Source organism: Pantoea sp. AS142 (assembly GCF_037152305.1).
Taxonomy (GTDB): domain Bacteria; phylum Pseudomonadota; class Gammaproteobacteria; order Enterobacterales; family Enterobacteriaceae; genus Pantoea.
In genome coordinates, this window is record NZ_JBBCMO010000016.1 from 17,720 (window position 1) to 36,041 (window position 18,322).

Sequence of the window (18,322 nt, forward strand, 5' to 3'; positions counted from 1 at the left end):
TTGTTAATCCGTTACCCGTTCGCCTGTCAGACGGGCTTTTCGGGCCAGCTGATATCCGGCGCGCCTGACACGTCGGTGGCCTGCACCGCCTGCACGTACTTCATCCAGGCAGTAAGCGTGGCCTTATCCGCCACGGTGATGATGCCTAACAGCAGCTGCGTCTGCCATGCCTGGGTGATGCCGTTTGCTTCATTCACGCGAGCCGCTTTCTCAGACTCTGCAGCGCTGATGGCTGCCCGCTGCATGGCTGCCCTGTCTGTCACCCACGAGGCACCACCCCATTTATCAAAGGCAGTTACAGGTTTCAGCAGGGTGCTCCCGGCGGGATAATCGCCCGTCAACGTGATGGTGACGGCTTCGCCGGTTTCGGTGCTGTAGACCGTCTCCCCGCGATGGTCGGCTACCTGCTGCCAGCCGCCGTCACGGAACACGCAGACCTTCCCCGGCACGCCTGAGGGCGGGGCCATACCGGTTGAGTGTGCGGGAATGCCTACCCCCTTTGCCAGAAACTCCTGGCTGCTGCCGGTAAACAGTCCCGTTTCTGGGGCAAAGCTGTACACGGTCAGGCTGCCGGACGCCTGCGCCAGTCCGTCGTCATCCAGCGTTACGTTCATTTCTTCGGCCATTATGCAGCCCTCACGATATAGTTAAACGCCACGTTACGCGGGCGGGATGTAATCCATACTGAATTACCCGGAATGCCAGACTGAAGCTGAGTAGCCTGAATTGAGTTATCACTAAGAATTGGTTGTAAGACGCTGTTATCAGGGGCCTTAGCGTCTGCTGGCTGAACCTTTGTGATAGAGTCAGGCTGATTAAATGCTGTCCCAATAGTCGCCCCACTTGTTGTGGAATCAATGCCGGGATAGTCCAGTGCAGCAGTTCTCAGGCTCGTCGAAGCCTGCGCAGTGCCAACGAATCGACCGGAGTCAACACCGCGCCCGTCATCCCAGCCGCGTATAAACTCACCGCGCAGATCGGGCAGCCTGAGCAGGGGATACGCCTTCGCCAGCTGTGGATAGTCCGCCGCGCTGAACGATGCACCATTGCACTTGATCCAGCCCGCAGGCGGAGTTTCGGTCGGCCACGGCACCGGCACGCCGACCGGCAGCGCCGAGCCATCGCCCAGGCCAAGATTCTTCAGGAAGGTAGACACGTCCGCGATATCGCTGCCGTTCTTAGCGATATCCAGCTTTCCGGCCAGCTTATTAAGCACCGTCGCTGAGAAGTTCGCATCGCCCCCCAGCGCGTCTGCCAGCTCCTTCAGGGTGTCGAGCGCGGCGGGTGCGCCACCTGCCAGTGTGGTCAGTGCTGCCTGCACAAATTCAGTGGTCGCCAGCTGAGTGGAATTGTTACCTGCAGGTGCCGTGGGCGCTTTCGGCGTACCGGTTAGCACCGGGCTGGCTTTTGGCGCGTACTGAGTATGGGGGTCAGCCGCCTTCAGATGTGCGGCCAGCAGGCCGTCAGCATACTGATGAACCTCCAGCACCCGCTCGTCCGTATACTGGCGGGTTGCCAGCACCACGGACGGGTCAATCTTCAGGGTGATAGCGTCGGTGCTGTTGATGATCAGCATCATGCGCACGGTCTGCGTGCGGCCACTGCCTTCCTGCAGTGCGGGTTTGTAGGTTTCCGGCGTGTTGCAGACCGCGATCAGCGTCCCGTCCGCGTCGAACAGGCCCATTTCTCGGATCCAGAACCCGCCCGACGTTTCGGGGATCACCTGTTCGGCAATCATCTGGCTGGCGTTGGCCGGGTCAATGCTCAGCGTATTGATGGCGGCGCGGCGCACCTCGTTAACCAGCTTCGTCTGGCTGGCGTTCGGTGTCGGCAGCGTGCCGCCGCCGTCGCCCACGGCCATCTGCGTGATATTCAGTTTTGTACCGAGTGCGGCAGCGTTGGCAATCTTCGCCGCGCCCTGATTGGTGACAATTGCATAGTATTTTTGTGTCATGGTCCCACTTCCATCAGGTCAATAACGTGAACCGCCGCGCCGCCATAAACTGCGCCGCTGACGGAAATAAGTTCCGGGGTATACGGGTAAACGGTCAGGTCATCACCGTCATAGCTGGCCGCCGCTATCCGCATTTCGCCACTCACCTGCAGGTTGATGGACATCCCCAGCAGGTGACGGCTGCAGGGCTTCGCATCGCTGATCAGCCGCTCAAGTTCCTGATAGGTTTCTTCAGTTATGCCCTGGTCCTGCACGCCGATGTCCAGCCGGAACGTGCCCGGCGGCTCACTGGTTTTCCACCACTCAATAACCCGGATCAGGAAGCCGAACGGCTCCACCACGCGACGGATGGCGCTGATGGTGCCTTTGTGCTGATGGATGTAAAACGCATCGCTCACCACCTGCCGCTTAACGCTCTCCGCCCAGCTTTCGTCCCAGCGGTCTACCGAAAACGCCCAGGCCAGATAGGGCAGAAAGCCCGCCGGGCAGGTCGCCGGGTTCCATAAGTCGCGCAGCGGCACGCTCAGCCCGGAAATGCCGCTGCACGCTTCTGCCAGGCGGCGCTCCAGCGCAGACGAGCCGGGCGGCATCAGGCTGCTGTTGCTCATGTCACCCCCTGATCGCCCGCCACGGAAATGTCCGTGCCGGTGCAGTAGCCCGCCTGCGTGCGGTCCATGATGATGTCCTGCGCCGGTTCGGTGATTTCCACCCAGTCCACACCGGCCACGCGCATCACCGCCCCGTATGACTCACGCCGCACGCTGCGGCCCAGCTTTTTCTGCTCGGTCAGGTAAGCGGTCAGCTTCGCATTTGCCGCCTCAAGGCAGGGACCGGCGGCCACGCCGTCGAACAGGTGCAGCCTGGCCTTCACGCTGTAGCTGCGGATGGTCGCCCCCTGAACCGTCACGCGGTCGGCCACCGGGCGCACGCTGTCTGCGTTCAGCGCGGTGTCCACTGTAGTCAGCAAATCCGCTGCTGCCGTGCCATCGCCCTCACGGCTCAGGACGGTGATCAGCACCGTCGCCGGTGACGGACTGATGGCGGACACGTCCTGCACCCGGCCATCGGCGCTTTTAGCGTGAAACTCATACGCGCCCGTCGGTCCGGCCACGCTCAGCCCCTCAAACGCCTCCGGCACGCGCACGCGCAGATCATCGTCCGATTCCATTACCGCATCCACCGGCGGCACCGCGTCGGGGTTCGCTGAGGTAACGGTCAGGCGCTGCACATTGTTGCGGGCGGCCATCTGGTCCAGATCGCTGCCGATGGCGTAGGCCACCATCACCGCCTGCGCCGCCTCGTTAATGCGCTGGCGCAGAAGTATTTCCCGGTAGACGTTCTCATGCAGGCTTTTAACAATCGGGTCAGATTCCAGCGCCAGCACGCGGCGCATGGCGGCCTGTTCATCCGCCGGATAAAGCGCAATCAGCGCCTCTTTACGCTCTGCCAGCAGCGATTCAAAGTCCGGCACCTCAATAATCTGCGGCGCAGGCAGCTGGGAAAGATCAATTACCGCCACTGTTCACCCCCGTTGAAACCGTCAGAGAAAGCGGTGAGCCGTCGGCGCGCTGGCCGCTCAGATCAACCTGCATAGAGCCGTCCGCATTGCGCGTGATGTTTACCGAGGCCAGCCGGATACGCGGCTCCCACCGGCTCAGTGCGGTATAGGTGGCGGCCATTACCTGCAGTTCGGTGGCGTCGTTCTGCGGCCAGTCAATCATCGCGGACAACATCGAACCGTAACCACGCCGGGCAATGCGGCTGCCTTCCGGTGTGATCAGAATGTCGCGCACGCTCTGGCGGATGTGTTCGATGTCAGTAATGGCTTCGCCGGTGTCGCGGTTCATGCCGAGATACATCATTGCGGGCCTCCTGACATATCGCTGCCTTTCTTAACCCCGTCATGTAAGTGCTTATCAGCAATTACTCCGTTTGAACTCATTTTGCCGCCGCCGTGGGTCACATCACCGTTCATCGTGGTGTCACTGTTAATCCGTGTCTGGCTGGCCTCTATCCCCAGCGCATCGGTAATGAGCTGAATGCCCTCTGCCGCTTCAATGCGCACGCTTTTGATGTTCTTTATCAGCAGCAGGCCTGTTTCCGGCTCGTACTGAAACCAGCCGCCATCCCTGAACACGGTCGTGGTGCCGTCTTCCGAGTAGTCGGGCGGCGGAAAGGCTTCGGAATAAATGGCAGGCAGCGCAAAGGCAGTTTCAAGATTGCCGCCAAGGCTCAGCAGCACAACCTGTTCCCCGACGGTGGGCTGCCACCATGTACGGGTGCTACCGGCGCGAAGGGTGAGCCAGTTAATCCAGTTGGTTTCAAGGTCGCCTGTTTTCACCCGGCACAGCCAGTTCACCGGATCCACTTCGGACACGGTGCCGGTGCGGATCAGGTTGGTGATAAGGCGCATAATTTCGGTGAGTTTTTCGTTCATGTGTATAGCCTGAACTTTAGTTAATAGATTTTCCTCAGTCTTGTGTTGTAAGGTTGATAGCACACAAAGCCTTTTAAAAAATGAGAACGAAATGCTACAAGCTTGTAATGGAAATTTCCTCTTTACTGATGATGTCTATAGAACAACTCATCGCGCTCCTTTATATACAAACTTATCTTTTCCTAATGGGAAGATAGAACTATCAATTGGAGCTTTAACTACTACATCTTACTTCCTACCAATGACAACTTTGATTGCTGAAATAGAGGAAAAACAGCCTGCTACTGACAGTAGAGGTGAGAAAAGTATATTTATTGCAACTACCGGTAACGATATTATGAATGATCTATCTATCGTTATTTCTTTTTTCTTTAAAGGATACTGCACAACATCTTTTATGATGGCGAAGCAACTTTTATCTGATGAGGTCGTACCTAATACCACATGCAAGCTAAGTGACTTTGTGGAGCATTTTTTCAATAAGAGAAAAATAGTGACACAAGAAGAAGTCAATGAGTTTATTGTTTTTTTCAATAAACTTCTTAGTATGCCAAGAAAAAATTACACGACAGCTATTAAAGCAATAAGACGATACACCACTGCCTTAATTAGGATATCTGATGACCTTGATGCGGCTTACGCATTGTTCGTGGCTTCAATAGAATCTTTAACTCAAGACCTTTCCGGGTACGAAACAAATTGGAAAGACTTAGATACTTCCAAAAGGACAGGCTTAGATAAAACTCTTGCAAACATTGACTCTAAAAACGCTGAAGAAATTAGGCTTGAGATTCTGAAGCATGAACATTTAGGGCTAAGTCGGAAGTTTTGCGGTCTTGTAATGGGTTCTTTAGATAAAAGTTTTTACAAACCACGTGATGGGGTAAAAGTTGCTGGGGTCAATGAATTAAAACTAGCAGTTAAAAATGCTTATAATCTTCGCTCAAAATATGTACACGTGCTGAGCCTTTTATCTGATAAGATTACAATGCCATATAACCACAATTATTGTGTTGATATAGATGGAAAGCCACACCTCACTTTCAACGGGTTATCAATAGTTAATCATCAAGTTCTGATAAAATACATTGCAGACTGCCCTATTGGAGGGAAAGAAGTCCTCAACGCACATGAATATATACCCGGAATAATCATGGCGAAGATGTCTGAAATCTATTGGATGAGTGATGCCACTTCTTTGAATAAAAGGAGTTGTTTGCTATATCTTGATGCAATACTGTCTCGCATTGAACACATTTCCTCAGGCGGTAAGGCTGAGATTCCTAACATGCAAGCAGTGGTGGATAAAATTGCGGATTTAATATCTAATGAAAATAACAAAGAATATTTAATGATATTATTTTCTATGTTAGTGTTATTAAGCTTTTATTTCGGCTTTGCCGCAAGCCCCAAATACAGTGATAAAATTAAAAAATGTGATGCGTTGCTCAATGAAAGTCACATATATACCCTTTTGCTAAACACTCTTTGTGAAGTCAGATTAGATAACCCAAAAGAGTTATATGAGAAATTTAATGAATATCAGGAATCGAAATACCATAAAAATAAACTGAGGCTTTCGGAATTCTATGAGTCCTTACTATGTGCCAAACTTATAAATCACTTAAAAGAAGATGGCGAGGATCAACTAGCCCATGAACTGGTTGATTACATTATCTATAACACACCAAACTCAATAGTTAGAAAAAGTTTGATTGATGATGTTGCTATTGATGACTTTGACATTAGGCATTTTCTAACATTTCAAATAGCAAAAGTTGAAAATTGAATTACTATTTTTCCAGAAAGTAAAAAATAATTTTTTTTATTGATTCGATTGCTGAATTGTCTAAGCCAATAAGCGGACGTTCAGCATATTTGACCATCGGCCCGCGAAGGCTTACCCGGTCCCGCAGGCCGTAGTGATGGACGCGGGCCAGCTTCTGCACCCCCGGAACAAAGGCAACCTCAGCGGCGTCTGCATTCGCCTGCGCCTTCAGGTACTTCGCCGTTTTCAGCTTCGCGAACATCCCGCGACGGATGCGGCCCTTTTTGCTGCGGGCGCTGACGCGGCGCGGCTCCCATGCGGTGCCGTCCGGCGAGCGCTGCGCGGTGATGTTTGCCTGCTGAATGCGGCGCACGTCGCGTGCCACCTCGCGAAGCATTTTTTTCCGGGCGGCAGGCTCCAGCTGTGACAGCAGCGCCGCCAGCCACGCGTCCACTTCATGCAGTTCAGCCACGTTTCACCGTCCAGACATCCTCCGGCGCGTCCGGCTCGGGCACCGCCTCAATGCTGATTTTACCGTCCACAGAGGTTGCTACCACGCGCTCGGTCAGCTTCAGGTCCATGCTGATGTCGCAGCGGTCATTGCCCAGAATATCGACCTCAAACGAAAACAGCTTTTCGCGCGCCTCGCTGTTCTGCAGCGCGTCGGGCTGATTTTCCCGCAGCCACAAAAGCACCGGGGCCATCAGCAGGTTCTGGTCGCCGGTGAAGTCGGTGATCACCACGTTCAGGGTGTAGCGATACTCCCACGACAGGGACGCGGCGGACGTGGCGACCAGCTGACCGCTGTCAACGAACAGGTGCAGGCGGTCCGGGTTATCAGCCACGTAAGGGACCGACTTATTCAGGGCGCTGCGTAAGGACTGCGGCTTGTTCATTGTCTTTTTCCTGACAGCTGATGATGGTATCGACCTTACCGGCACATGCCGCCCAGGCGGCCTCCGTTTCGTCCAGCAGGGCCAGAAGGTCGCCGTTAGTGCGCGGCGCTGCCGGGTCCAGCTGGCAGCGGGTGATTTTCGGACAGCCACTGACGGTAAGATTCACCTCCTGCGAGGGCCGGTCGCTGGCGCAGCCGGACAACAGGATCAGGCAGAGCGACATCAGCCCAGCGGCGCAGGTCTTCATTTTCACGTTTCAGCTCCTCAATTTTTCGCTGCCGGTCGCGCAGCAGCTGGCCGTTGCGTTCGGCGGCGGCGTAAAGCTGCGTCTGCGCCTGGCTGCTGGTCTGCGTCAGGATATTCAGGGCAATCAGTTGACTGTTTTTCTGGCTCAGCTTTTTGCCCTGGCCCGCAATAGTGGTCTGCTGCGCATCAATCCTGCCGAGGGCGCTGCTCAGCCGGTAAGACTGCACGCCGGTGACAAGCAGCAGGATCAGCACGATGGCTGCCAGTGCGCGTGTCATGCTGCGGCCCGCTCAAGCTCGGACCTGATCATGCGGCGATAGAACACTGCATGAAGACCGGCAAACGCTGCCAGCTTCCAGCCCGCCGTCCACATCACCACCGCGATAAATACGCGGTGATACCACCTGAGCGGCACGCGGTCTGCCAGCTGCGCAAACCGCAGCAGCCAGGCAAACACCTGCTTTCGGTCACTGCCGGTCAGGGTGCAGGCGTACAGGCCGGAAAAACCGATAACGGCCCAGGCGAAGAAGTCAGCCCAAAGCAGGGCCGCCAGCGGATAGCCCGCAAAGCTGCCGTGACTGATACTGACCAGCGTCAGCAGGACGGTGAGTAACGCCGTAAACCACCATTTTTTAATCATCTGCATTTCAGACTCCTTTAAGGCACCAGGCCAGCTCACGCCCGCGCCGGTTATCCAGCCCCTGATTGAATACGCCTTTCACGTACACCCAGCGCGGCAGCTGATAACACGCCTCGCGCCACTGACCCTTTTTCAGCAATGCCACCATCGTTGAGCCGCACACGTTGCCGGTGCCGACGTTAAACGCCAGCGACACCAGCGCGTCATAAACCTGCTGCGGCATGGAGACCGCCACGCAGCGCGCCAGTGCCGCCTCAGTGCGCAACACGTTGGTGATGAAATTCCCCGCCGCCTGCCGTTCCGTGATGGATTTACCCGGCACAACGCCGGACGTGTTGCCGATCCCGTCGGTCCACTTTCCCGCGCTGCACTGGTACGGCTGCAGGCGGCAGCCCTCATAGTCGGCAATCAGCCGCAGTCCCTCCACGGAGGTATGCAGCAGCTGAAAACCGGGCATCGTGGCGGCCAGCGCCAGCACCACGCCCACGGCGCAGCGTTTAACGGTTTGCAGATTCATATTCACTCCGCGTAATGCGCCCGCTTGCCAGCAGCTGATAGGTTTTGTGTTTGTAGTACCAGCTGATAAGCGCCATCAGCAGGCCGATGAATACCCCGGCCACGGTGGACATGTCCTTCAGATCCATGCCTCCCAGCCACGCCATCACTACCGCCATGCACCAGGTGATAAAGGTGCTGATTTTTTCCCACATGATTCAGTCCCAAAGCTGGACGGCCTGCACGGTGGCCGTCGCTGTCACGTCCGGCAACTCCACCTCCAGCCCGTGCGGTAAGAGGGGGCCGTGCTCCGCCAGCCCCGGATTTGCCTGCAGCACCTGTTCCGTCATGCCCTGCGTGCGCCCGTAGTGACGCCAGCAGAGTGCGTCCACCGTGTCATACTGCTGCGCACGCACTTTCATCAGATAAGCTCCACCGTGCAGTGCGGCATGTCCTGCACGCGGCTGATGGCCCAGCGCGCATCGCGCCACAGGTCGCCGCTGGCATCATTCAGTTCTTCGCCGCGCTTCACGGCTGAGGCGGTGGCGTCAAAGTCCTGATAGCGCTCGTTCAGCACCGCGCGCGTCCAGCACCACACCGCATTTATGTAGTGATGCAGGCGTACGCTCTCACCGGCCAGCTTCTCAGCCGGAACGTCGGCCAGGCCGTTATGGCCAGCCAGCTCCTGCCGCTCACGCCACGGGTAAAGCTCCGCGTTAACTTCTGCCATTGCGGTCAGCACCACCTGACGCAGACGCTCCGGCGTCACGGTGCCGTCAACGCGCATGACGCTGCGGAACTTCGCCAGATCGACATCCGGCCAGAATGAGTTATTGGGGATGATGTCCGGCGCTGCCGTCGCCTTCTGTGGCGCGATAAATTCCATTGCTCTGTTACTCCTGAATAGGTGGGCGGTGGACGGGGTTTTGATGCGGCGCTGCCTGTCGCCACCCCGTGCCGCCCCGCGCGTGGGCACGTCCGGTTATCAGCTGGCGTTACGGATTTTCCGCTCCAGCTGCTCTATGTCTTTTTTAACGCCGCACTTCTCGTCCAGCTGCAGGGCGCGCTTCAGATGGTTCAGCGCGGACGCCGGGCTGCTTTCCGTCAGCACCCAGCCGATGGACTTGTGCAGGCGGGCGCGCGACTGATCGGGCATATCGTGTGCGTCGACCACCTCCAGCGCTTCCAGCAGCAGGGCCGGATCAAAAGGCGTCTTTGCCAGGATGGCGGCCTTCGCCGCGTCGGCAATTTCTTCTGCCAGTACCGTCGCCGTGGTGCGGCTTCCCAGCGGCATCGCCCAGCCGTGCTTCAGTGCGTGGCGGCCAATCGCGAGCGCACCGGCGTAGTCACCGGCGTCAACGCGCCACAGCATCACGTACATCAGCACGTCATCCTGCTGCGCGCCGTCCGCGCTCAGCACGCCCTCAGCCCAGGCGGCGTACTTCGGCAGCACCTCCACCTTGATTTCGGCCTTTCGGACGTTGGACTGAATGCCTTTGAGGCGGCGGCGGTCTTCGTTCAGCTGCAGCAGCATCAGGTCATAGCCCTTTGTGCTGCGGCCACTGCCGCCCGACCGGGCGGCCTCCTGTGCCTGAATAAAGCGCGTATGCGCGCGGAAAGGATTGGTCACGGGTTACGCTCCGGCTTTGCCGTCGGCAGACTGCGTACCGCTGGCAGCCGTGCCGCCTAATGTGGCGTTTGCGTCGGCCTGCGCCTTTTCAGCATCGCTCATCGACTTCGCCACGCTGGCCGCCATCCCGATGATGTCGGCATATTCTTCCTTGCTCATCCGGCTCAGCTCTTTTGTCGGCTCTGCCTCCTGCTCCAGCAGCTCGATGTTTTCTACCAGGCAGGTGCAGTCGTAGTCCTCGACCACGTATGCCTCGTTGACTGACTCAAGGTTTTCGATGCGGTCACGTTTCGGGTTATCGATGATGGAGCGGCGGCGCGTTTCTTCCTGCCAGTAGATGGACAGGTTATCCAGGCGGGTAATCAGCAGCGCATTGGCCGGGAAGTACGGCGCGCGGACCGCCTGCAGGCCGCCGATGCGCTTCTGGCTGATGATCAGATCAGCGGCCAGCGCTTCGGTGTTGGGCTGGCTCTGATTGACCAGCGGGAAATACTTGTCAGCCAGCAGCTGGCGTCCGCAGATCACCACCAGTTCGGTGTCGTCCTGATACTGCACGCCGATTTTTTCCGACACCGCGCCCATCACAACGGCGTCCAGGTTACGGAACAGGCCGCTTTTCCCCACGGTGATTTTGTCCGACACCACCTTGCCGTCGTCACCGATGTGCTGACCCAGCACCTGCGACGGTTTTTCCTGGCGGATTTTTTCCAGCCAGCCGATATTCACATCCTGCAGCAGCGGGTTTTGTACGCGGTTGGAGGTTTTCTCACGCTTCAGACCATTGAAGCCGATCATGATGCGGTCCAGCGCCTGACGCTTCACGATGGCGTCACGGATGCGCACCTGGAAATCGCTGAATTTCGCCCACATGTCCAGCTTTGAATAAGGCAGCGCCGTGTCAAAGTTGGTCTGCGTGCATTTATAGCCGTCGCCGTCGATGTAAGTCGGATCGGTCGGCTCGCGCTCTTTCTGGGTGGTATCGGTGGTGCCCGCAATGGTGGTGCCGATCCCCAGCCCCAGCCGTTCGCCGCTTTGCTCACTGACCGGCATGATGTTGATGGCCTGAAGGAACGCGGACGACTCCTGAATTTTGCTTTCCAGCGTCTGCGACACGGACGGCTCAATGGTGAATTTGCTGTTCAGCGCGGACAGATCAATCTTGTTGATTTCTGCCAGCACCGACATGTAAGCATTCAGCTTAAAACGGGTAGTATTTTTCATCGCTTCGCTTTCTCTGTTCGTTATTAAGGTTTGCCGCCGCTGTATCAGCAGTCGGTGCGCACTTCGCCGCCGCTGCCGTTACCCTGCGTGCGCGGGCGGACCTGCTGGCGGCCATCTTCCCGGCTCAACTGCTGCTGCAGTTCGGTGAAGTCCGCCTGCAGCTGTTCGCGCTTCAGCACTTCCTCACTCAGCGCACTGCTGAAATGCGATTTCAGGCTGTCGGCCTGTTCGCTCAGTGCCGTTTCAATGCGCGTGCTCAGGTCCTGCTGCTCGATGGCAATCAGTTCAACCGCCTGATGCACGTCGCTGAAGCGCGCCGCGTCGGTCTGCTGCTGTCTGCTGAACATCGCTTTAATGCGGGTAAACAGGGCGCGCTTTTCGTCTGCTACGTCCTCAAACTCGATCAGGGTTTCTTCAGCGGCAGAGAAAACGTTGTCAGGGTGCTGCTTGCGGTTTGCTAGCGGGTTCGCCCCGGCGCTGGCGCTGAACTGCAGCATTTCGGTGCCGAGGCTGGCCGGATCGTCGGTAACGGCCAGGCCAATCAGATAGGCCGCGCCGGTGTCCGCGAACTCCGGGCGGATTTCCATTGAGGTAAAGATTTTTTGCATGGTGCCGGTCAGCGTGATCAGCTCGTCAGTCGGGTTGATCAGGGCATACAGCCCCAGCTTGCCCTTCAGCGGGCCGTCGCTGATTTCTTCAGCGTCCAGTGCCTCTACCACACCAAAGCGGCGAAACGGGCTGTCTGGCGTGTAGCCCTTGATGTGCTCCATGTTGATCACGGCGGTGTACAGCTCAGGGCTGTAATTTGCCGCCATCTGTTCAAGCCAACTGCGCTCGATGGTGCGCCCGTCCGTGGTGGCACCTTCCACCCCGATACGAAAACGCTTTGCTTTCTTTGCCATTGTCCAGGCTCCGGTCAGTAAAACTCTGTGAGGCCCTATGGTTGCGGCGTCGGGGGTATCGAAACAACGCGCGGACGTTGTGCGGGAAACCACACAATGAGGGATGGCGGAAAAGGAAGCGGCGGGGCCGTATTTTGGCTGCATGAACATGACACCCGCCCCCGACGACCTCGATCCCCGCAGGCAGGCTTTACTGCTGTACTTTCAGGGATACCGCATCGCCCGCATTGCTGAAATGCTGGGAGAGAAACCCGCAACCGTTCACAGCTGGAAGAAGCGCGACAAGTGGGCCGACTACGGCCCGCTGGACCAGATGCAGCTGACCACAGCCGCACGTTACTGCCAGCTCATCATGAAGGAGCAGAAGGAAGGGAAAGACTTTAAGGAAATTGACCTGCTGGCGCGGCAGTCCGAGCGCCACGCCCGGATCGGCAAATTCAGCAACGGCGGCAATGAAGCGGACCTGAACCCGAACGTGGAGAACCGCAACAAAGGCCCGCGTAAGCCCCCGGAAAAGAACCTGTTCAGCGATGAACAGATTGAGAAGTTGCAGGAGGTTTTCCACGGCTCGATGTTCGGCTATCAGCGCCAGTGGTGGGAAGCCGGAAATAAGTATTCGGTACGCAACCTGCTGAAGTCGCGCCAGATTGGGGCCACCTTCTTTTTTGCCCGCGAGGCGCTGATCGATGCGCTGACCACCGGGCGCAATCAGATTTTCTTAAGCGCCAGCAAGGCGCAGGCGCACGTTTTCAAACAGTACATCATCGAATTTGCCCGCGAGGTGGACGTAGACCTGAAGGGCGACCCGATGACGCTGAGTAACGGCGCGTGCCTGTATTTCCTGGGCACCAACGCCCGCACCGCGCAGAGCTATCACGGCAATCTGTACCTGGATGAATATTTCTGGATACCCAAGTTTCAGGAACTGCAGAAGGTGGCGTCCGGCATGGCGCTGCATAAGAAATGGCGCGAAACCTACTTTTCCACCCCGTCCAGCCTCACACACAGCGCCTATCCGTTCTGGTCCGGTTCACAGTTCAACAAGGGCCGGACCAAAGCGGACAAAGTTGATATAGACCTCAGCCATCACTCACTGGCCGCCGGCCGCCTCTGCGAAGACGGCCAGTTTCGCCAGATCGTCACCGTTGAAGATGCGGTGCGCGGCGGCTGTGACCTGTTTGACCTGGAGCAGCTGCGCACGCGCTACAGCCCGGAGGACTATCAGAACCTGCTGATGTGCGTCTTTATGGACGATCTGGCGTCGGTGTTCCAGCTGGCCATGCTGCAGAAGTGCATGGTGGACAGCTGGGAAGTCTGGAAAGACTTCGAGGCGCTGGCGCTGCGTCCGTTCGGCTGGAAGGAGGTCTGGATCGGCTATGACCCGGCGAAGGGCACGCAGAACGGCGACAGCGCCGGGTGCGTGGTCATGGCACCGCCTGCCGTGCCGGGCGGTAAGTTCCGCATCCTTGAGCGCCACCAGTGGCGCGGCATGGATTTCCGGGCGCAGGCCGACGCAATCAGGACGCTGACGCAGCAGTATAACGTCACCTATATCGGCATCGACTCCACCGGCGTCGGGCTGGGCGTGTATGAGAACGTCAAAGCGTTTTTCCCGCAGGTGAAGGAGTTTGTCTATAACCCGAACGTGAAGAACGCCCTGGTGCTGAAGGCTTACGACACCATCGCCAGCGGGCGGCTGGAGTTTGACGCCAGCCACCTCGACATCGCGCAGTCATTCATGTCTATCCGCAAGGCCACCACGGCCAGCGGCAACCGTCCGACCTATGAAACCAGCCGCAGCGAGGAAGTCAGCCACGGCGATTTAGCCTGGGCGACCATGCACGCGCTGGCAAACGAGCCGCTGCAGGGACAGGCGGCACACACGCAGAACATTGTGGAGATTTATTAATGAGCAAACGCAGGAACCGCACCCGTACGCAGCCCGTGCCGCAGCCGGATAACATGACCAGCGGGGCAGCGTCGGAGGCGTTTACCTTTGGCGACCCGATCCCGGTGCTGGACCGCCGTGAACTGCTGGACTATGTGGAGTGCGTTATCAATGATCGCTGGTATGAACCGCCCGTGAGTGTTGACGGGCTGGCGCGCACGTTCCGTGCCGCCGTGCATCACAGCTCGCCCATTAGCGTGAAGTGCAACATTCTGGCGAGTACCTTTATCCCGCACCCGCTGCTAAGTCAGCAGGCGTTCAGCCGCTTCGCGCTGGATTACCTGATTTTCGGCAATGCCTACCTGGAGAAGCGCACCAGCCGCCTCGGTAACGTGCTGAAACTGGAGCCGTCGCTGGCAAAGTTCACCCGGCGCGGCCTTGACCTGGATACCTACTGGTATGCGCACTATGGCATTAACACGGAGCCGTATGAGTTTGCGAAAGGCAGCGTGTTTCACCTGATGGAGCCGGATATCAATCAGGAGATTTACGGCCTGCCGGGCTACCTGTCGGCCATCCCGTCCGCGCTTCTGAACGAGTCGGCTACGCTGTTCCGCCGCAAGTATTACCTGAACGGCAGCCATGCAGGCTTCATCATGTACATGACTGACCCGGCGCAAAGCCAGCAGGACGTGGACAATATCCGCGGTGCCATGAAAAGTGCGAAGGGCCCTGGCAACTTCCGTAACCTGTTTATGTACAGCCCGAACGGGAAAAAGGACGGCATCCAGATCATCCCGCTGTCTGAGGTGGCGGCGAAGGATGAATTCCTGAACATCAAAAACGTGAGCCGCGACGACATGCTGGCCGTGCATCGCGTGCCACCGCAGCTTATGGGGATCATCCCGAACAACACGGGCGGGTTTGGTGACGTGGAAAAGGCCAGCAAGGTGTTTGTACGCAATGAACTCATCCCATTGCAAAAACGTTTTGAGGAATTAAACGATTGGCTAGGCGATGAAATTATTAAGTTTGAACAGTACACATTAAATTAGCTTTAATATCATAGCTTTAGCGTCACTACACTTTCTGGCAATAGCTGAAGCAGTGCGATTGTCAGGAAGTCTAACCATTGACTCGAAGTCTCCACCAGAAGTTAAGTCAAAAATATCGGAAGAAAACCCCCTCAACTTATTAGCTGTTTTTTCTTTATCTTTGTAAGGTAAATTATCAATAATAGTTAAAATGTTAGCGTTGAGGGTTATTAGCATAGCTTTAATATTTATTTCAGAAAGAAGAGTTTTTTCCCTTTCTGAAGATGCATAACCTTTAAGCCAGTATTCAATGGAAATTAACTCAAGCTCCTTTATCAGAATTAAAGTAGCCTCTCCACTCTTAGTTAGGCGAACAGAGCTTCTCTCAAGCCACTTCTGAACAACATTAAACAAAAACGCACTTATGGCACCGATTAATGCTAGCCAGATTCCATCAGACAATGAATCGTTACCACTATTTGCAATAGTGGTAGCTAAATTTGAAAAGCCATGTTGCAAGGTGCTTATTATATTGTTGTCATTATTAAAGTGGTATTGCCCAAAGAAACCATAGTTATATAAATCAATTGAACTGGGGGTGGTTACATTTTGCTCACAAATATAGTGATAATTAAAATTTTCTTCCATGCACGTTACCCATATATCACTCTCCAGAAATCAGTCTTTCGTATTCCGGCTTAGTACTAATGTAAGGTTTTGATTTATAAGCAGCTTTATTGATATACTCAAAAATTTTCTCTTTGAATAATTTAAAATCAGGATCTGAGTATATTACGTTGATTTTATTGATCAATTCTTCTCTTGTCATATAGCCGTATTTGATAATTCCTGCAAAACCTTCAACTAAAAAGGACGAACCATAACCTTCAACATCATCATCTAAAACAATATCAATCTTCTGATTGTTATTTAGACTTCTTAACAAAGGTAATAAAACCTCCTCACGGAACTCCTCACCGCTGCTTTTCGTCATATCAGTATAGAACCGGCCAGAGGGGGTTTGTGAAAACCTTTCACCGATTTTTAGAGTTAAGCTGTTCATATTTAAGCCTTTTTACTCTCAAAGAGTTGCACACCATACTATAAGTGTACCACAAATTGGCGATGAAAACCCTTCGGTCTTGACTTTTGTTACTCCTTCATTAATGTCTTGTTTATAAAGACCTTTAAGACTCATGATCGAAAGATAACCTTCACCGCGTTGTCTGATAAACTCTAATAAATCTTGTAATCCTTTACCTCTATCTTCCTCATAAGTTCTAGTTCTATCTAGTTCGACAGCGGCTTTGAGAAGTACTTCGTCGCGTTTCTGATCAACTATAGATATTCCCGACATCACCTCAAGCGCACGCTCCCAAATAGCTGAAGCAGGCAATGTTTTAGGAATGCCAACACCTTGATCATAGAATACTATTTTAATAATTTTCTTTTGTTCATCGTATGAACCAGTCAAATACCAGTTTTTATCAAGCTCCTCATAACCAGCATCGGCAGGATAAGCATGATGAGAAACATTCGTTATAGCTTCACTCAATCCACTATGTAAAAATGTCCATTTATCAATAGATTCACCAACAACATTTCTTATCTCGCCTTTCAGAATTTTGGTTTTAGAAACTTCTCCGCACTTTCCCTTTAAATACTTAACAAATCGTATCCCCTGATCAGGGCTTTTATTGATTTTAATTTCTGTAGCTGAGCTCTTTTTAAATAACTCGAAGAAACCCAAGTCAAAAAATTGTTTTAATATAACCTTATCCCAACCTTCAGTATTAGGCCGCAATCTTTGACGTATTGCATCATCCCATTTAGATAATTCAGCCGTTAAAACTAAAGCAGATGACGTGGAGATTTTCTTTAATTTACTAAAATTCACAGCAGCTAATTTATAAGATGGGTCTGGGAAACCCTTCCTGTCAGATAGAATCCTAATTGCATTGATATGCTGAGTAGTTCTTTCATAGTCATCGGAGAAATTCATAACTTCAGGAAGAGTTAAAACTAAAGCTTTTTTTCTTTTATGAACTAATTCAACTTGTAAACCATTACTGGATTGCTGCTCAATCCAATGATTTATTTTCTGCCAGTCAGCATCATAATAGAAACCTCTGCCTTTATTTCGTATTTTAATCTTTCCGTTTCTGTATAGGAAGTTAAAACGTACATCACGGTTTCTCGAATGTGAGGTTTGCAGTCTCATAGAATGATGTGTCTTTTAAGGTTTTTCCTAATTCTGCAAAAAAAATTAACACTTTGTCAAATTTTAATAAGAAAAATCTGATAATCAGGCTTACCAACTAGTGCTGGCCACCGCACATCAAGTAACTTTTAGACTTAGGATCAAGGCTCAGCTTTAGTACAACAGGAGAACAGCAGGCTGCCTAAACTTTTGTCTAAAAGTCATAATATCAGATTGTTATGCGCGCGCTCGTAGCCCCGCCACGCCTGCCCGCTTTATGCAGTGGTTTTCATGCACCTGCATGACATAAACAAAAGCCCGCCAGTTCTGGCGGGCCAAAGGGTAAACGATCCTTTTGGGATCATGCGGATTCATGCAGCATAGACATGCACTCACCTGCAAAGAGTCAGAACAGGGACAGGTTGTTATCTGGCTCAGTGATTTTTGTATCGGCCGTGACAGAATTTTGTAGCGCCTGCAGATAAAGCAGACCCTGCGAAAGAGAGACAGGGGCAGAAATCTCAAGCCAGAAGACACCATCATAAGTCCGGCCTAACCAGAAGCCGCCGCCGTTCTCTTTAGGCCGCTGAAAGAAAACTAATCCGCCAGGTGCATAATCAGTCAGGCTTTCGCCCCGGTAAACTACCTGGTAATTCGAATCGCTTCCGGCCATAGCCTAACGCCTCGCGGTACTCGTTGTTCAACCTTGCCAGCGCCAAAAATAAATTTTGTCGCCAGCAACGTTATCAATATGCCTGGCTGTGGACTCATGCTATTCCGCAGCGTAAAAAATCTCATCGTCAGGGACTTTTTCACAGCTCGAATGCGCTAACTCAGCGATGATACTCATCGCCAATTTCATGTCAGATGGCTTGCAATTCGCTATAAGCGACACCTCAGCAATGAACTGAACGCAAGCCATCTTACGGTTTATCGGTGCCAAATCTTGAGTGTCCATCTAACCCTCCCTTTACTCTAAAGACTGTATAACCATACAGTAGTAGATGCGTT

At 54.0% G+C, this 18,322-nt stretch carries 26 protein-coding genes; 3 read left to right on the forward strand and 23 right to left on the reverse strand.

What is annotated here, in order from left to right; translation table 11 throughout:
• Positions 1-26: 26 nt before the first annotated feature.
• From WFO64_RS21365 to WFO64_RS21390, 6 genes are read right to left on the reverse strand one after another with little or no spacing between them, the layout of a single operon-like run.
• Entirely contained in the window at positions 27-626 is a 600-nt protein-coding gene (locus WFO64_RS21365; RefSeq protein ID WP_337014124.1) for a tail fiber assembly protein, read from the reverse strand.
• A complete protein-coding gene (locus WFO64_RS21370; protein WP_337014126.1) occupies positions 626-1,954 on the reverse strand; it encodes a phage tail-collar fiber domain-containing protein in 1,329 nt (442 codons plus the stop codon). Before WFO64_RS21370 ends, WFO64_RS21365 begins: the two co-directional genes overlap by 1 nt.
• Positions 1,951-2,562 (reverse strand): phage tail protein I, encoded by a 612-nt coding sequence (locus WFO64_RS21375; protein ID WP_337014128.1) that lies wholly within the window; start codon positions 2,560-2,562, stop codon positions 1,951-1,953. The genes WFO64_RS21370 and WFO64_RS21375 overlap by 4 nt, the downstream gene beginning before the upstream one ends.
• Positions 2,559-3,473 carry a baseplate J/gp47 family protein gene (locus WFO64_RS21380; RefSeq protein ID WP_337014129.1) on the reverse strand — a complete coding sequence of 305 codons (915 nt, stop codon included), beginning with the start codon at positions 3,471-3,473 and terminating at the stop codon, positions 2,559-2,561. Before WFO64_RS21380 ends, WFO64_RS21375 begins: the two co-directional genes overlap by 4 nt.
• The gene (locus WFO64_RS21385; RefSeq protein WP_045139688.1) at positions 3,460-3,816 is read right to left on the reverse strand and encodes a GPW/gp25 family protein; all 357 of its coding nucleotides are present in this window, start codon (positions 3,814-3,816) and stop codon (positions 3,460-3,462) included. The genes WFO64_RS21380 and WFO64_RS21385 overlap by 14 nt, the downstream gene beginning before the upstream one ends.
• On the reverse strand, positions 3,813-4,391 hold the full coding sequence (locus WFO64_RS21390; protein WP_337014131.1) for a phage baseplate assembly protein V: 579 nt from the start codon (positions 4,389-4,391) through the stop codon (positions 3,813-3,815). The genes WFO64_RS21385 and WFO64_RS21390 overlap by 4 nt, the downstream gene beginning before the upstream one ends.
• A 91-nt stretch (positions 4,392-4,482) precedes the next feature.
• Here WFO64_RS21390 and WFO64_RS21395 point away from each other — a divergent pair, with 91 nt between their 5' ends.
• On the forward strand, positions 4,483-6,180 hold the full coding sequence (locus WFO64_RS21395; protein ID WP_337014133.1) for a hypothetical protein: 1,698 nt from the start codon (positions 4,483-4,485) through the stop codon (positions 6,178-6,180).
• 4 nt (positions 6,181-6,184) lie between these two features.
• Here the strand turns inward: WFO64_RS21395 and WFO64_RS21400 are convergent, their stop codons facing one another.
• The 12 genes from WFO64_RS21400 to WFO64_RS21455 all read right to left on the reverse strand — a co-directional run bounded on the left by WFO64_RS21400 (position 6,185) and on the right by WFO64_RS21455 (position 12,189).
• Entirely contained in the window at positions 6,185-6,631 is a 447-nt protein-coding gene (locus WFO64_RS21400) for a phage virion morphogenesis protein (RefSeq protein ID WP_337014135.1), read from the reverse strand.
• A complete protein-coding gene (locus tag WFO64_RS21405) occupies positions 6,624-7,055 on the reverse strand; it encodes a phage tail protein (RefSeq protein WP_337014137.1) in 432 nt (143 codons plus the stop codon). The genes WFO64_RS21400 and WFO64_RS21405 overlap by 8 nt, the downstream gene beginning before the upstream one ends.
• Entirely contained in the window at positions 7,018-7,257 is a 240-nt protein-coding gene (gene lysC / locus WFO64_RS21410) for an Rz1-like lysis system protein LysC (RefSeq protein WP_337014139.1), read from the reverse strand. Before lysC ends, WFO64_RS21405 begins: the two co-directional genes overlap by 38 nt.
• A complete protein-coding gene (gene lysB / locus WFO64_RS21415) occupies positions 7,151-7,579 on the reverse strand; it encodes an Rz-like lysis system protein LysB (RefSeq protein WP_337014141.1) in 429 nt (142 codons plus the stop codon). Before lysB ends, lysC begins: the two co-directional genes overlap by 107 nt.
• Positions 7,576-7,947 carry a DNZ54_00345 family protein gene (locus WFO64_RS21420; protein WP_337014144.1) on the reverse strand — a complete coding sequence of 124 codons (372 nt, stop codon included), beginning with the start codon at positions 7,945-7,947 and terminating at the stop codon, positions 7,576-7,578. Before WFO64_RS21420 ends, lysB begins: the two co-directional genes overlap by 4 nt.
• 1 nt (position 7,948) lies before the next feature.
• The gene (locus WFO64_RS21425; RefSeq protein WP_060680978.1) at positions 7,949-8,458 is read right to left on the reverse strand and encodes a lysozyme; all 510 of its coding nucleotides are present in this window, start codon (positions 8,456-8,458) and stop codon (positions 7,949-7,951) included.
• Positions 8,439-8,651 (reverse strand): hypothetical protein, encoded by a 213-nt coding sequence (locus WFO64_RS21430; protein WP_442956171.1) that lies wholly within the window; start codon positions 8,649-8,651, stop codon positions 8,439-8,441. The genes WFO64_RS21425 and WFO64_RS21430 overlap by 20 nt, the downstream gene beginning before the upstream one ends.
• 3 nt (positions 8,652-8,654) lie before the next feature.
• The gene (locus WFO64_RS21435) at positions 8,655-8,858 is read right to left on the reverse strand and encodes a tail protein X (RefSeq protein WP_033786650.1); all 204 of its coding nucleotides are present in this window, start codon (positions 8,856-8,858) and stop codon (positions 8,655-8,657) included.
• Complete coding sequence (locus WFO64_RS21440) at positions 8,858-9,322, reverse strand: head completion/stabilization protein (protein WP_013359098.1); 465 nt, start codon at positions 9,320-9,322, stop codon at positions 8,858-8,860. Before WFO64_RS21440 ends, WFO64_RS21435 begins: the two co-directional genes overlap by 1 nt.
• A gap of 99 nt (positions 9,323-9,421) precedes the next feature.
• The gene (gpM, locus tag WFO64_RS21445) at positions 9,422-10,066 is read right to left on the reverse strand and encodes a phage terminase small subunit (protein WP_045139697.1); all 645 of its coding nucleotides are present in this window, start codon (positions 10,064-10,066) and stop codon (positions 9,422-9,424) included.
• Between the two features lie 3 nt (positions 10,067-10,069).
• Positions 10,070-11,287 (reverse strand): phage major capsid protein, P2 family, encoded by a 1,218-nt coding sequence (locus WFO64_RS21450; protein ID WP_337014148.1) that lies wholly within the window; start codon positions 11,285-11,287, stop codon positions 10,070-10,072.
• 44 nt (positions 11,288-11,331) lie between these two features.
• Positions 11,332-12,189 carry a GPO family capsid scaffolding protein gene (locus WFO64_RS21455; protein WP_337014150.1) on the reverse strand — a complete coding sequence of 286 codons (858 nt, stop codon included), beginning with the start codon at positions 12,187-12,189 and terminating at the stop codon, positions 11,332-11,334.
• Positions 12,190-12,331: 142 nt separating this feature from the next.
• Between WFO64_RS21455 and WFO64_RS21460 the strand changes: the two genes are divergently transcribed.
• Together WFO64_RS21460 and WFO64_RS21465 are read left to right on the forward strand one after the other, a co-directional pair.
• The gene (locus WFO64_RS21460) at positions 12,332-14,098 is read left to right on the forward strand and encodes a terminase ATPase subunit family protein (protein ID WP_337014195.1); all 1,767 of its coding nucleotides are present in this window, start codon (positions 12,332-12,334) and stop codon (positions 14,096-14,098) included.
• A complete protein-coding gene (locus WFO64_RS21465; RefSeq protein ID WP_337014152.1) occupies positions 14,098-15,132 on the forward strand; it encodes a phage portal protein in 1,035 nt (344 codons plus the stop codon). Before WFO64_RS21460 ends, WFO64_RS21465 begins: the two co-directional genes overlap by 1 nt.
• Here the strand turns inward: WFO64_RS21465 and WFO64_RS21470 are convergent.
• The 5 genes from WFO64_RS21470 to WFO64_RS21490 all read right to left on the reverse strand — a co-directional run bounded on the left by WFO64_RS21470 (position 15,124) and on the right by WFO64_RS21490 (position 18,269).
• Positions 15,124-15,759: a hypothetical protein gene (locus tag WFO64_RS21470; protein ID WP_337014154.1), complete on the reverse strand. Its 636-nt coding sequence runs from the start codon at positions 15,757-15,759 to the stop codon at positions 15,124-15,126. The two genes, WFO64_RS21465 and WFO64_RS21470, sit on opposite strands and share 9 nt — an antisense overlap.
• A 16-nt stretch (positions 15,760-15,775) precedes the next feature.
• Positions 15,776-16,174, reverse strand: coding sequence for an STAS-like domain-containing protein (locus WFO64_RS21475; protein ID WP_337014156.1), 399 nt, complete (start codon positions 16,172-16,174; stop codon positions 15,776-15,778).
• 18 nt (positions 16,175-16,192) lie between these two features.
• Positions 16,193-17,332, reverse strand: coding sequence for a hypothetical protein (locus tag WFO64_RS21480; RefSeq protein ID WP_337014158.1), 1,140 nt, complete (start codon positions 17,330-17,332; stop codon positions 16,193-16,195).
• A 385-nt stretch (positions 17,333-17,717) separates the two neighbouring features.
• Positions 17,718-17,984 carry a hypothetical protein gene (locus tag WFO64_RS21485; RefSeq protein ID WP_337014160.1) on the reverse strand — a complete coding sequence of 89 codons (267 nt, stop codon included), beginning with the start codon at positions 17,982-17,984 and terminating at the stop codon, positions 17,718-17,720.
• Positions 17,985-18,083: 99 nt separating this feature from the next.
• Positions 18,084-18,269 (reverse strand): hypothetical protein, encoded by a 186-nt coding sequence (locus WFO64_RS21490; protein WP_337014162.1) that lies wholly within the window; start codon positions 18,267-18,269, stop codon positions 18,084-18,086.
• Between the last annotated feature and the right edge of the window lie 53 nt (positions 18,270-18,322).

What these genes read in the sequence shown, in the direction of transcription:
- WFO64_RS21365 (WP_337014124.1), bottom strand. Translation starts at nt 626, where the DNA reads ATGGCCGAAGAAATGAACGTAACGCTGGATGACGACGGACTGGCGCAG.
- WFO64_RS21370 (WP_337014126.1), bottom strand. Translation starts at nt 1,954, where the DNA reads ATGACACAAAAATACTATGCAATTGTCACCAATCAGGGCGCGGCGAAG.
- WFO64_RS21375 (WP_337014128.1), bottom strand. Translation starts at nt 2,562, where the DNA reads ATGAGCAACAGCAGCCTGATGCCGCCCGGCTCGTCTGCGCTGGAGCGC.
- WFO64_RS21385 (WP_045139688.1), bottom strand. Translation starts at nt 3,816, where the DNA reads ATGATGTATCTCGGCATGAACCGCGACACCGGCGAAGCCATTACTGAC.
- WFO64_RS21390 (WP_337014131.1), bottom strand. Translation starts at nt 4,391, where the DNA reads ATGAACGAAAAACTCACCGAAATTATGCGCCTTATCACCAACCTGATC.
- WFO64_RS21395 (WP_337014133.1), top strand. Translation starts at nt 4,483, where the DNA reads ATGCTACAAGCTTGTAATGGAAATTTCCTCTTTACTGATGATGTCTAT.
- WFO64_RS21405 (WP_337014137.1), bottom strand. Translation starts at nt 7,055, where the DNA reads ATGAACAAGCCGCAGTCCTTACGCAGCGCCCTGAATAAGTCGGTCCCT.
- lysB (WP_337014141.1), bottom strand. Translation starts at nt 7,579, where the DNA reads ATGACACGCGCACTGGCAGCCATCGTGCTGATCCTGCTGCTTGTCACC.
- WFO64_RS21420 (WP_337014144.1), bottom strand. Translation starts at nt 7,947, where the DNA reads ATGCAGATGATTAAAAAATGGTGGTTTACGGCGTTACTCACCGTCCTG.
- WFO64_RS21425 (WP_060680978.1), bottom strand. Translation starts at nt 8,458, where the DNA reads ATGAATCTGCAAACCGTTAAACGCTGCGCCGTGGGCGTGGTGCTGGCG.
- WFO64_RS21430 (WP_442956171.1), bottom strand. Translation starts at nt 8,651, where the DNA reads ATGTGGGAAAAAATCAGCACCTTTATCACCTGGTGCATGGCGGTAGTG.
- WFO64_RS21435 (WP_033786650.1), bottom strand. Translation starts at nt 8,858, where the DNA reads ATGAAAGTGCGTGCGCAGCAGTATGACACGGTGGACGCACTCTGCTGG.
- WFO64_RS21440 (WP_013359098.1), bottom strand. Translation starts at nt 9,322, where the DNA reads ATGGAATTTATCGCGCCACAGAAGGCGACGGCAGCGCCGGACATCATC.
- WFO64_RS21450 (WP_337014148.1), bottom strand. Translation starts at nt 11,287, where the DNA reads ATGAAAAATACTACCCGTTTTAAGCTGAATGCTTACATGTCGGTGCTG.
- WFO64_RS21455 (WP_337014150.1), bottom strand. Translation starts at nt 12,189, where the DNA reads ATGGCAAAGAAAGCAAAGCGTTTTCGTATCGGGGTGGAAGGTGCCACC.
- WFO64_RS21460 (WP_337014195.1), top strand. Translation starts at nt 12,332, where the DNA reads ATGAACATGACACCCGCCCCCGACGACCTCGATCCCCGCAGGCAGGCT.
- WFO64_RS21465 (WP_337014152.1), top strand. Translation starts at nt 14,098, where the DNA reads ATGAGCAAACGCAGGAACCGCACCCGTACGCAGCCCGTGCCGCAGCCG.
- WFO64_RS21470 (WP_337014154.1), bottom strand. Translation starts at nt 15,759, where the DNA reads ATGGAAGAAAATTTTAATTATCACTATATTTGTGAGCAAAATGTAACC.
- WFO64_RS21475 (WP_337014156.1), bottom strand. Translation starts at nt 16,174, where the DNA reads ATGAACAGCTTAACTCTAAAAATCGGTGAAAGGTTTTCACAAACCCCC.
- WFO64_RS21480 (WP_337014158.1), bottom strand. Translation starts at nt 17,332, where the DNA reads ATGAGACTGCAAACCTCACATTCGAGAAACCGTGATGTACGTTTTAAC.
- WFO64_RS21485 (WP_337014160.1), bottom strand. Translation starts at nt 17,984, where the DNA reads ATGGCCGGAAGCGATTCGAATTACCAGGTAGTTTACCGGGGCGAAAGC.
- WFO64_RS21490 (WP_337014162.1), bottom strand. Translation starts at nt 18,269, where the DNA reads ATGGACACTCAAGATTTGGCACCGATAAACCGTAAGATGGCTTGCGTT.